The sequence below is a fragment of the Streptodolium elevatio genome, assembly GCF_040649515.1.
GTDB classification, from domain to species: Bacteria; Actinomycetota; Actinomycetes; order Streptomycetales; family Streptomycetaceae; genus Yinghuangia; species Yinghuangia elevatio.
The window spans coordinates 1-11,554 of the sequence record NZ_JBEZFP010000100.1 but is presented as its reverse complement, the minus strand read 5'-3'; the positions used below and the strand labels follow the sequence as shown (position 1 = coordinate 11,554).

At 71.1% G+C, this 11,554-nt stretch carries 9 protein-coding genes and 1 pseudogene; 8 read left to right on the top strand and 2 right to left on the bottom strand.

Annotated elements, in window-relative coordinates; genetic code table 11:
* Positions 1-189 precede the first annotated feature (189 nt).
* From AB0C36_RS30305 to AB0C36_RS30280, 6 genes and pseudogenes are all read left to right on the top strand, one after another.
* On the top strand, positions 190-2,397 hold the full coding sequence (locus AB0C36_RS30305; RefSeq protein ID WP_358360221.1) for a beta-propeller fold lactonase family protein: 2,208 nt from the start codon (positions 190-192) through the stop codon (positions 2,395-2,397).
* A 225-nt stretch (positions 2,398-2,622) separates the two neighbouring features.
* A complete protein-coding gene (locus AB0C36_RS30300) occupies positions 2,623-2,892 on the top strand; it encodes a hypothetical protein (RefSeq protein ID WP_358360218.1) in 270 nt (89 codons plus the stop codon).
* Between the two features lie 343 nt (positions 2,893-3,235).
* The gene (locus tag AB0C36_RS30295; RefSeq protein ID WP_358360216.1) at positions 3,236-4,246 is read left to right on the top strand and encodes a hypothetical protein; all 1,011 of its coding nucleotides are present in this window, start codon (positions 3,236-3,238) and stop codon (positions 4,244-4,246) included.
* A 266-nt stretch (positions 4,247-4,512) separates the two neighbouring features.
* Positions 4,513-6,534, top strand: coding sequence for a hypothetical protein (locus AB0C36_RS30290; protein WP_358360213.1), 2,022 nt, complete (start codon positions 4,513-4,515; stop codon positions 6,532-6,534).
* Positions 6,535-6,660: 126 nt separating this feature from the next.
* A pseudogene (locus tag AB0C36_RS30285) lies at positions 6,661-7,350 on the top strand (Ku protein); the annotation flags it as partial.
* Between the two features lie 100 nt (positions 7,351-7,450).
* Complete coding sequence (locus AB0C36_RS30280; RefSeq protein ID WP_358360210.1) at positions 7,451-8,107, top strand: hypothetical protein; 657 nt, start codon at positions 7,451-7,453, stop codon at positions 8,105-8,107.
* Positions 8,108-8,367: 260 nt separating this feature from the next.
* Here the strand turns inward: AB0C36_RS30280 and AB0C36_RS30275 are convergent, their stop codons facing one another.
* Positions 8,368-8,757, bottom strand: coding sequence for an STAS domain-containing protein (locus AB0C36_RS30275; RefSeq protein ID WP_358360207.1), 390 nt, complete (start codon positions 8,755-8,757; stop codon positions 8,368-8,370).
* Positions 8,758-9,017: 260 nt separating this feature from the next.
* Here AB0C36_RS30275 and AB0C36_RS30270 point away from each other — a divergent pair, with 260 nt between their 5' ends.
* On the top strand, positions 9,018-9,425 hold the full coding sequence (locus tag AB0C36_RS30270; RefSeq protein WP_358360204.1) for an ATP-binding protein: 408 nt from the start codon (positions 9,018-9,020) through the stop codon (positions 9,423-9,425).
* A 90-nt stretch (positions 9,426-9,515) separates the two neighbouring features.
* On the opposite strand, the gene AB0C36_RS30265 is transcribed toward AB0C36_RS30270, so the two are convergent.
* On the bottom strand, positions 9,516-10,457 hold the full coding sequence (locus AB0C36_RS30265; RefSeq protein ID WP_358360201.1) for a TY-Chap domain-containing protein: 942 nt from the start codon (positions 10,455-10,457) through the stop codon (positions 9,516-9,518).
* 143 nt (positions 10,458-10,600) lie between these two features.
* Here AB0C36_RS30265 and AB0C36_RS30260 point away from each other — a divergent pair.
* Positions 10,601-11,436, top strand: a protein-coding gene (locus tag AB0C36_RS30260; protein WP_435839141.1) for an IS5 family transposase whose coding sequence is annotated in 2 segments (ribosomal slippage) — positions 10,601-10,937 and positions 10,937-11,436 — 837 coding nt in all. Because the reading frame shifts where the segments join, the coding sequence is not laid out codon by codon here.
* Positions 11,437-11,554 lie beyond the last annotated feature (118 nt).

The window sequence follows — 11,554 nt, the reverse complement described above, 5'->3', positions numbered from 1 at the left end:
CGGCCGAGCCCAACGGTTTGGACAACGAAGGCCGGTGCGTTCCGAGAGATTTGCCGTGACACCCGCCAGGCCCTCGGCGACCGTGCCGAAGACATCGCTGCCGCGGGGTCGTGCGCGACCGCACGTCGGCGGTTCCCAGGAGCCCTCGGCCCTGCCGCCAGGTGCGGCTCCTTCAAAGGGGGACCCTCGATGACCTCGATCAGTCCGTTACGCCCTGCCCGCGCGCGTCGGCGCGGGCGGACCGCCGTCGTGGGGGCGTTCGCGCTCGCCGCGCTGGGCCTGACAGCGTTGGCCGCGCCTCCGGCGGCGGCCACGCCGACCGTGATCGCGAGCGTGGCACTGGGCGACGACCCGGAGTACATGGCGGTGGCACCCGACGGCGCCCACGTGTACGTGTCCAACACCGGCGGCGGGATGTTCAGCCCGGTCGGCACGACCGTGAGCGTGCTGGACACCGCCACGAACACCCTGGACACGCCGATAACCGTCGGCAACGCCCCCACCGGCATCGCGGTCACACCCGACAGCACCACGCTGTACGTGGCCAACCAGAACGACGGAACGGTGCGCGTCGTCGACGCCGCCACCGGCGCCACCACCGCCACCATCACCGGCATCGGCGTACCGACCGGGCTGGCGATCACCCCCGACGGCAGCGAGGTCTACGTCGCCGACGCGATCTTCCCCGGTGCATCGATGAAGGTCATCGACACCGCGACCAACACCGTCACCACCTCCGTGACGATCGACGACTTCCCCCGCCACGTCGAGGTCAGCCCCGACGGTGCGACCGCCTACGTCGTCACCCAGTACAGCGACACCCTCACCGCGATCGACACCACCACCCACACGGTGACGTCGACCCTGTCGATGACCGAATCGCCGTTCGAACTCGCGGTCAGCCCGGACAGCGCGACCGCGTACGTCGCCCACTCGAACCGGACCATCGTCACCGTCGTGGACCTGGCCACCATGACCGCCACCACGACGATCACCACCGGCAACGCCCCCTTCGGCGTGGCGTTCAGCCCGGACGGGACGACCGTGTATGTCACCAACGCCCAGGACAACACCATCTCCGTGATCGACACCGCCACGAACACGGTTACCGAGACCGCCCCCATCGGCGACAGCCCGACCACACTCGCGCTGAGCCCGGACGGCTCCCGCGGCTACGTCGTCAACAACGTTTTCGACAGCACCGACAGCCTCGACGTCCTCCAGATCTCCGCCGCGACCCCGGCCCCGACGGTCACCGCGGTCAGTCCCACGAGCGGGCCCACCGCGGGCGGCACCGTGGTCACGATCACCGGCACCGACCTCGCCGCCGCCACCGGCGTCACCTTCGGGCCGGGCAACGCGGCGACCGCCGTGTCGTGTTCGGCCACATCCTGCACCGCGACCTCACCCGCGCACGCCGCCGGCACCGTCGACGTGCAGGTGACCACCCCGACCGGAACGAGCGCGACCAGCGCGGCCGACCAGTTCACCTACCTGGCGCCGAACGCCGACCTGGCCACCACCGTCGCCGACTCGGCCGACCCGGTAGCGCTCGGGGACACCGTCACCTACACGCAGACCGTCACCAACAACGGTTCGGCCACCGCCACGTCGACGACCTCGGCACTGACGCTGTCCGGCGTCGCGCGCACGATCGTGTCCGCGACCAGTTCCCAAGGGTCGTGCACGGTCAGCACGCCGACCGTGAGCTGCACGATCGGCACCGTGGCCAACGCCGCCTCCGCGTCGATCACCGTGGTCGTCGAACCGCAGGCCACTGGCACGCTCACCGCGACCGGCACCACCACCTCCGTCGTCGGTGACACCACCCCGGGCAACGACTCCGACGCCGAGAACACCACCGTGAACAACGGCCACGGCTGCACCATCACCGGGACCTCCGGCAACGACACGGTGAACGGCACGAACGGCGCCGACGTCATCTGCGGTCTCGGTGGCAACGACACCATCAACGGCGGCAACGGCAACGACACGATCTACGCCGGCAGCGGGAACGACGTCGTGGACGGCGGCAACGCCGACGACACCCTCTACGGCGGCGACGGCGACGACATCATGGGCGGCGGGAACGGCGCCGACTACCTGTACGGCGAGCACGGCAACGACACCAACTACGGGGAGACCCTGCTGGGTTCGCTGCTGTACCTGTTCGACAACGGCAACGACCACATCTACGGCGGCCCCGGAAACGACGACCTCGACGGCCAGAACGGCAACGACGTCCTCGCCGACACCTCCGGCACCGACACGATGAGCGGCAACCTCGGCAACGACAACATCAACGTGCAGGACGGCACCGGCGGCGACACCGCCAACGGCGGCCTCGGCACCGACACCTGCACCGCGGACGTCGGCGACACCACCACCAGCTGCTGACCACAACCCGCGTGAGATGAACGAAGGCCGGACGGCCACCTGCCGCCCGGCCTTCCCCGTTGCCGACCCGCCCGGCGCCCGCAGGTTTGTAGGAGGGCATGACCAGAGCAGACATCGTTGACGGAGGGTGAGATCCAATGCCGGGCCCGAGGAATACCGCACTCCTGGAATAGGTGACCGCCGCCCGTACGGGCCGACACCGTCGACGCCGCGCTGGTCGCCGTCGTGGGGACCGTCCGCCGCCCCCGCGCCCTCCTGGTCGAACTCCCCGACAAAGGCCGTGCTTCCACGTCTCCGCAACTGGACACCCGGCAGGCCCGGCAGGTCGCCGACACGGTCGCCGGACGCCTCGCCACGCCGGTCCGCCACCACGAGTTCGGGCAGGTGCTCCCCCTAGCCGACCCACAGCGTGACCCCGTGACCGTCGAGGTCGCCGTCGGTACCGGACGGCACCGCACGGTGCGGTTCGTCCGGGTTAGGTTGCCAGACATCTGAGTCTCACAACCCCGCCTCGTTATGCCATAAATATGGGGTGTCCCGACGCGTACGGAGGGGCGGGATGGTGGGGGGAGCGTCGGTCGAGTTGCGCCTGACGAACCGGCGGACCGAGGTGCGGGAACCGGCGGGGCATCGATGCCGGCGACCAGGTCGGAGCGCAGGACGGGGGCGATGTCGCGGAGCCCTGCGTCGGCGGACCTTCCACGCGTGGACGGGCACTCCGATCGGGTGATGTTCACCGAATGGTTGGACAGGAGGCGTGCTGCCGGGGCAGTCTCCGACCGCGCCGCGCCGCCGACTGCCGTGTCGGCAGGCCCGCCGGTCTCGGAAGGGGACCCCTATGGACAATACTCTGCTCAACGAACCGACCGCCCGCCCCGCACTCTGCGGCAAGCGGATGACCCTCGCGGACGCGGCGACCAGAGGCGCCCTGGACGTCGACAATTTCGGTCCCTTCCACATCGGCGGCAAGCACTACCCCGTGTTCCCGGAAGGCCTGGCGGCGTTCGCCGCAGACGGCCCCGGCAGCCAGCTGGCCAACGTCATCGCGCAGATGCACCGCGCACGCATCCTGCGGGCGTGGACCGGAGGCAAGGCGCAGCTGTCCAATGCGGAGATCGGCAAGAAGAGCGCGGCAGAAGTGGCCGCCGCGCCGCGGTCCGGGCAACTGCTCGTCCTCAAGAAGTGGGAGCAGCTGTCCGAAGGCGAACGAGCCGCCTACGACCGCGACCGCGAGAGCATGAGCGCCGAGGACCTGCTCAGCCTGCACAGGCCGGCAGCCGGGGGTACCGACTACGACCTCGACGGCTACCGGTTCGAGGTCGCCGACCCGCAGCTCGCCCTGCCGTTCATCGCCGCGAATCGGCCCCCCACCACCGCGGAGATGGCAGCAACCCCCGACACCTGGTACGCCGACCGCGAGGCGCGGCTGGCTGCCGAGCACGAGGTGACGATGGACCCCGTAGGCGCACGGGAGGGGGCGACGGTGTACTCCGAGGCGGGCTGCAAGGGCAAGAGCCGGCACTTCTTCGAGGGCCGGTACAGCATGGACGACCTGCGGAAGTCCGGCATCGGCAACGACACCATCGCCAGCGTCTCCGTCGGACGCAGGTACAGCGTCACCCTCTACGCCGCCGACGGATTCTCCGGCACGTCGGAGACCTTCCAGGGCGGCACCGACGCCTTCCGCTCCACCCAGCACGCCCTGCCCGCAGGCCTGTTCAAAGAGGTCTCCTCCATCGTCGTCACCAACCACCGCTCGGCAGACTCCTCCACCCAGCACCAGATCACCACCGGCAACGCCGGATCCGCCACCGGGTACACCCAACTGCACAGCGGCCGCTTCCGCTGACCCAGTTACTTGTCCCTGGTGTCTGAGCTGGGACCATCGGGCGTGATCCGCGGGTTGCCAGCCTGCCTGTGCCGTCCTGCCGTCACCGCTTCACTCGTACGAGTGAATGTGCAACTCCCGCTCTGGGAGGGCCGGGTGCCCTGACGGGAGACTAGGCCCGGAGCCGGGACATCTGGTTGGCCTGGTGGGTGAGGGCGGCTGGTGCCGGTGTCCTTCCCGGCGGGCGCCCGTTCGCGGGGCCCGCAGGGACGAGAGGGGCCGGCAGCATGGCGACAACGGAGGAAACGACGGCCGACCAGCCGGCGGCGCGGGATATCGCGGGCGGGGTGCGCGATCTGTTGCGCGGGACGGGGAGCGCCGAGGACAACAAGTGGCGGCGGGGCCTGCGGCAGGGCCGGGAGAGCAATCTGCTGTTTGCGGTTGCGCTGCGCGCCGCCGACCGGTCGCCCGCCGCGCGGACGCCGCTGGAGCGGGACCTGCTGGACATTGTGGGAGCGGTCATGACCGCCGACGAACTCGCCGCCGCCGCCCGGGAGTACGCGGCGGCGGTGGCGGACCTGGGCGAAGTGCCGCTGCTGCCGACCGCGGTCACCGCGATGCCGCCCAGCCAGGGGTTCGGGTACGACGACCTGGTCGCGCGCCTGCCGGCGATGCGCGCGGAGAACGCCGGCCGGGCGAACTGCGCCGTCGTGGACGTGGCGGAGGCGGCCAAGGGGGCGCCGATCGACAGCCCCGAGTTCAACGCGGCCGTCGAGGACACGGGATTCGGCATCACCATGCTGTCCGGTCCGCCGCCGGCCCCGGAGGCCGACAAGGATGACTACCTGTACTACGGGAAGTTCGAGTTCGACCGGTTCACCTGCCGCAAGGAGGTCGGCGACGGCCTGAGCGGCCGCGACGAGATCTACTGGACGGCCGCAGCGCGGTCGGACCTGGTCACCGGCCGCACCTACCAGTCCGACGAGTTCGGTGCGGTCGAGGAAGGCGACACCCGAGGGTTCACAGGCGACGACCGGGTCGTCTTCGACGGCCTCGCCGACAACTTCGTGGCGATCACGGTCCAGGTGTGGGAGGCCGACCACAGCAACTCCGCGTGGTACGACGCCCTCCACTACGGCTTGAACGCGTGGCTCAACAAACCCGTCTGGCAGGACATCGCCTTGTCCATCGCCGACGGCCCGCCCGGGATGGACGTCGTCGAGGCGTTCGGCAAGCTGTTCGTCATGCTCAAGGAGGCGTTCCGCAACAAGGACGACCTGTCGTGCTGCCGGTCGTTCGTCTTCGACCGGGCCGCGCTCAGGGCCATGGAGCGCCTCGGCACGGTCGAGTGGCAGTTCAACGGCGACGGCCACCACACCCTGCGCGTCAAGTACTCCAGCCGACCGCCGGCCAGCACAGCCGGGGTCCTCGAATACCTCACCGCGCGCGGCAGGGACAACGCGACCCTGTCGGCGCCCGTGCCCCTGGGGTGGAGGTCGGCCACCCCGGCGGCGCTGGCCGTGTTCCAGGACGAACTGCACTGCGCCTACGCCCGCCCCGGCGACTTCGCCCTCATGTGGAGCCGACGCGACGCCAACGGCCGGTGGAACCGGCCACAACGGATCGACGACACGTTCATCAGCCTCCACGGGCCCGCCCTGACCGTGTGGCAGGACAAGCTGTGGCTGGCCGCCGACGTACCGCACCAAAACAGGATCGACCTGGCGCACTACACCGACAACGACGGCTGGACGCGCCACAGCCACTACAACCTGGGCACGCCGCAGAGTCCGTCGCTGTCCACCGACGGCGCCAGCATGTACCTCGTCGTGGTCGCCCACAACCACTTGCAGGGGAACTACTTCGTGCACCTTGGCGAGAGGCGCCTGCCGACGGTTGGGTGGGACACGAGGATTGCAGGGATGCTGACAACGGCCAGCCACTCGCCGACCGTGGCCGTCGGGGACGGCCGTCTGCTGGCAGTCTTCATGGACCCCAACGAGGACATCGTCATCTTCAAACAGGACGGCGACCGGCACAGCCTGGACAGCGTCGAGCACGCGATGGAGGTCCGCGGCGCCATGGACAGCCCCACCCTGGTCGCCGACCCCGACAGCACCGTGGCCTGGCTCGCCGCTCGCAACACCTCCAAGGGAAACATCCTGTTCCGCCTGCGACACACCAGCCCCAACGCCGGCACCAACTGGATGACCGTGGGCCAAACCGACGTGGGTGCCATCAGCGGCCGGATCGCACTCGCCTTCGCCCCCAACACGGACACGGTGCACACGATGTACCGCCGCCCCTGAAGGCCAGGCCCTCACGACTGATGGCCCCGGAGCCTTGCAAAACCTTCGCGGTCGGCGCGCAGCAGGTCGGCGTGACGACGGTGGGGCGGTCGCCGACGCGCCCGCGGGTGCGGGGGGGGGGGGAAACCGTACGTGCTGCTGCGCGACACCCTCGCGGCCCGCGAGACCGCCGCCGTGGCCAAGGTGGCGCTGAGGGGGCGGGAGATCCTGGCGCTGGTGCGTCCGGAAGGCGACATGCTCGTGCTGCACCAGCTGTACTGGCCGGACGAGATCAGGTCCCCGGAAGGCCTGGAGCCGGGCGGTCGGGTCCGTGCCACCGACACCGAACTGCGCATGGCCGGGCAGTTCGTCGACGCGCTCGGCCGCGTCTACCTGGCCGACTTCCGGGACGAGTACGCCGATGCCGTCGCCGAACTGGTCGACGCCAAGCTTCAGGGCAAGAAGCCCGCGAAGGCGGGTAAGCCGGCGCCGCGGACCAAGGCCGTGGACCTGATGGCCGCGTTGCGCGAGAGCGTCGCGGCCGCCGAGAAGTCCCGCGGCGGCGGCGAGGGTTCGCGCGGCCGCGCGTCCGGGCGGCACCTGTCCGCCGTCTCGTCCGAGGACTCGGCCACGAAGAAGGCACCCGCCCGGGCGAAGAAGGCGGCGTCGAAACCCGCGGCGAAGAAGACCACCGGCAGGAAGGCGCCCGCGCGGAAGACGACGGGACGGAAGGCGACCGCGAGGAAGTCCGCAGCCAAGAAGACGTCGGCCGGGAAGACGTCGGCGGCGAAGTCCTCGCGTGCGTCGGCCGGTTCGTCCGCGCAGGCGTCCGGCTAGGCCCCGGGGCGGGTGGAGCGGTGGACACGGTGCTGCTCGGGCCGCTGCCGACGGTGGACTGGGTCAATCCGACGCGCGCGGACACCGGGGGGTGGTGAGGGTGCCGGGCTACCACCAGATGAGCGCGGGCGACACGGTCCACCTGGCGTGGGGCACCAGCATCGTGTCCGCCGTGGTCGGCCCGGACGCGGTCGCCCGGCACGGGGTCGGGCCGGTCGACATCCTCGTGCCACCGCGGCAGGTGTACGCGGCCGGGGACGGACACCTGATCGTCGTGCACCGCGCTCAGTACCGCGACGGCGGCACCTCGGAGTGGTCGCTGCCGACGCGCACCCTGGTCGACACCCAGACCGCCGACGCGACCCCCGGGCGCCTGCGGTACCCGGACGGGCGGCAGGTCTACCTCGCCGACGCGATCGACACAGCGGCTCTGGGCCCCGGCGCCGCGCTGCACGTCTCCGGGCCGTTCGCGCCCGGCGACGTCCTCGATGTCGCCTGGATCGCGTTCGAGCCCGGCGGCGCGGTCCGCACCACGCACTGGCGCGGGGAGGCCACCCAGGCGTCGCCGGCGCCGGAGGCGGTGGTGCCGGCGCCGGAGGCGGTGGTGCCGGCGCCGGAGGCGGTGGTGCCGGTCCCGGTCGCGACGCTCACCTGGGCGGCCGGGCACCACGTGCAGTTTCGGCACAGCATCACCCGGGCCGCGGACGGCTGGACCCGGTTGTTCCCGAGTATCGCCCTGGTCGTCGCGGCCCGGTGAACGCCAAGGGCGCGGATCCGGGCGATGGTGGCGCAGACCCCGGTGGGGTGGACGACTCGACAGCTCCGAACTCGCCGGGCAGACTCCTTCGCAGAGCCTGCGCCCGCCCGCGCAAAGGGGGCGGGAGGGTCCGCATCTCCCGGCTGCTTCAGGCAGGCGCTGCGACCCCCGGCACCATGTGCCTGTGGGGTGACGTCACATACCGCCCCGCGCGCCCGTCGCGCGGGCGCGTACCGAACCCCGTACCCGAAATGCGCCGATCAAACGCTCCCGTCCGCCGGAGGTGCCGGTCGGCGGGGGGCCGGTGCGTCCTGCGGGGGTTCGGCGTCGGCGTGGAGGGTGCGGGGCAGGCCGACGACGTCCAGGAGGTGTTGGACCTGGTCCGAGGCGGCGACGATGTCGAAGGTTGCGCCGGCCTGCACGGCGGCGCTGCGCGCGGCCAGCAGCGCCTTCAACCCGGTCGAGTCGCAGAAGCCCACCTTGGACATGTCCACGCGCAGCGCCGACGGATTGTCGTCCATCGCGGCGAGCAGCGCGGTGCGGAACACCTCGGAGTTTTCCATGTCGATTTCCCCGCCGACGCCGACGAGGACGCTGTCGGTGTGGCGGGTGGTCGTGATGCTCAGCGCGGGCACGTCGTTCGGGGTCACCTGGGCAACCCTAGGCCTAACATCGCCGCCGCAAACCGCAGGCGTCACGGCAAGGTGCCGACGATGATCGGGGTCACCCCCGCGGCGACGGCGCATGCGGCCCGACGGTCGTTTTCCGGCCGATCGCCCGGGTAGCCGCCCGTTCGCCCCTGCACGGTGGCGGGACGCCGAGGTGGGGACGGCGGCCACCGCCGTCGTCCGGTAGCCTGCCGCCGGTCGGGGGCGTCACAGATCGACTGGCGGCTCGACATGAGGGGGTGGTGAGGTTGGCCCACCTGCGGTCCCTCGTTTTGGATCTGGGCGAGGCCAGCGGGGTCGTGCTGCGCGTGCGGGAGCGGACACGGCAGTTCCTCGATCATGTGCCCGACGCGCCGCCGTCCGCGGAAGCGGTCCGCGACGTGGTCATGGTGGTCAGCGAGTTGGTCGCCAATGCCTACCGCCACGCCACCGGCCCGAGACGGCTCACCCTCACCGCCGACGACGAGACCATCACCGTCGCCGTGGAGGACGGCCGACCCGACGGGCTCACCCCCCTCCCCACCGCACCGGCATCCGGCGGCTTCGGGCTCCTGGTCATACGCCGCCTGTGCCGCGACGTCGACGTGCACCCCGTCCCCGGCGGCAAACGCGTCATCGCGACGGTCCCCCGGCAGCCCAACGGCCGCTAGGGTCTGTTTGAAAGTGGATCTTGGTCTGAGCTGATCACCCCCCCCGGCCCCGGGGCCGGCAATCCCGACCGGTGGCCTGCGGGTGTGCTGCTATGGCGCGCCTTCGCGAAGGCCAAGCTCCGTGGGCACGTACGCGGGGTCGGTGGGACGGCCACGGCCGTTGCGGAACGCGTGGACGGTCAGGGCTGTCGGGGAGGGAATGTCCAGGGCGCGGGCGGCGGCGACGGCTTGGGCGGGGACGGTGGCGGCGCCCCAGTGGACGACCGGTTCGCCGAGTGTCCATTCCGCCATCCCGGGCGCGCATTCTTGCGGCCGCCAGCCGATCGCGAACATGCGCCGGGCTCGTTGGGAGCCCGGGTTCGACGCGTCGGGCAGCTTGGCGGTGTCGAGTTCGGGATCGAAGAGGCTGGTGTTGACGGAACCGCCGTGCCGGCTGGTCATGAACTGCACGACCTCGCGGTCCGGTCCCTCCATGACGACCGCCGCGTCGGTGGCGAGGGTGGTCAGCACCCAGTCGAGGCGGTGCTGCAGGTCGTCCCACTCGGTGCACTCCGGCGGGGCGCCGACGGTGCTCGGACGGTCGCCGAACTCCCGCAGGGAGTAGAGCTCGGTCGGGCCGTCGTCGTCCGTGCCGCGGACCACCACGTCGTCCGAGGGCAGACCGAGGACGTCGCGGAGCGCTTCGACGACCGCGCGTCCTCGCGCGCCGCGCACCGAGGCGTCGTCGAACCAGCGCCAGGAGAGCGACCAGACGCGTTCCGGGACCGGCATGACGGAACTCCGCCCGTGATGCCATTCCGCCGCGGTGAGCCGCCGTTTCTGGTGCTCGGTGAGCGGTTGGCCGTCGGCGGGCCGGATCTCGGCGACGACGAAGCGGTCGAGCCGGGTGAGGGTGACGGACGGCCCGGCCTCGGGTGCGCCGATGCGGACCCGCGTGTTGTCGGGCTCGCCTTCGTCGCCTACGAGGTGGGCGATGTACGGGACTCCGCCATGGTCAGGACGCGACAGGGCGTCCCAGAGCGCGTGTTCCATGGTGGCAGTGTGCCCGGGCAGGCCGACAGACCGCCGCCCCGCCCTTGGCAGCCGCGGGTTCCGGCCAGGGGCTGTTGGGGATCCTGGTCTGAGATGATCACCCTGTGGGGCGGGGAGATCTGAGCGAGAGTCAGTAGGCGGTTCTGGAGCCGTTGCTGCCAGCCGCGCGGAAGCGCCGTCGGCCGACCGCATTCACGCGTCGGGACCAGCTGAACGCGATCCGGTGGCGCACCCGGCCGGGTGCACCGTGGCGGGACGTACCCGAGCGGTACGGGCCTTGGGAGTCCGCGTACAGCCTCTTCCGGCGCTGGCAGCGCGACGGGACCTGGGCACGGGTCCTGGAGCAGTTGCAAGCTCGCGCGGACGCGGGGGGCCTGATCACATGGGACGTGAGCGTCGATTCCACGGTGTGCCGCGCGCACCAGCACGCCGCCGGAGCGCGGAAAAAGGGGATCTGCAGGTCGAGCCACCCGGCGGGATCGCCCACGAGCCGGATGATCACACGCTCGGACGCTCTCGCGGCGGGCTGGGCACGAAGCTGCACCTGGTGTGCGAGCAGGGCCAGCGCCCGCTGGCCCTGCTGATCACAGCTAGACAGCGCGGCGACTCCCCGCAGTTCGCGAACCTGCTTGATGCCGTCCGCGTCCCCCGGATCGGGCCCGGCCGGCCGCGCACCCGCCCGGTGCGGGTGCGCGGTGACAAGGCCTATTCCTCGCGCGCGAACCGCGCGCTGCTACGTAAACGCGGCATCGCCTGCACGATCCCCGAGCCCGTCGACCAGATCCGCAACCGCAGACGACGCGGACCGGCGGGCGGACGCTCGCCGGCCTTCGACCGCGAGGACTGCAAGGCCCGACACGCCGTCGAATGCGGCATCAACCGGCTCAAGCGGAACCGCGCAGTCGCCACTCGATACGACAAACTCGCCGTCCGCTACAAGACCACCGTCACCATCGCCGCGATCAACGAATGGCTATGACCAAGTTTCACTTTCAAACAGGGCCTAACGAGCTCGTGCATGGTTGGCGGTGACGCGTCGAAGGCTGTGGCGGGGCTCGGTGCTCACATCTGTAGTGCCGACGTGAAGTCTGCTGTTT

Coding starts and splice junctions, on each gene's coding strand:
- AB0C36_RS30290 (WP_358360213.1), top strand. CDS start 4,513: ATGGCGACAACGGAGGAAACGACGGCCGACCAGCCGGCGGCGCGGGAT.
- AB0C36_RS30265 (WP_358360201.1), bottom strand. CDS start 10,457: ATGGAACACGCGCTCTGGGACGCCCTGTCGCGTCCTGACCATGGCGGA.
- AB0C36_RS30305 (WP_358360221.1), top strand. CDS start 190: ATGACCTCGATCAGTCCGTTACGCCCTGCCCGCGCGCGTCGGCGCGGG.
- AB0C36_RS30295 (WP_358360216.1), top strand. CDS start 3,236: ATGGACAATACTCTGCTCAACGAACCGACCGCCCGCCCCGCACTCTGC.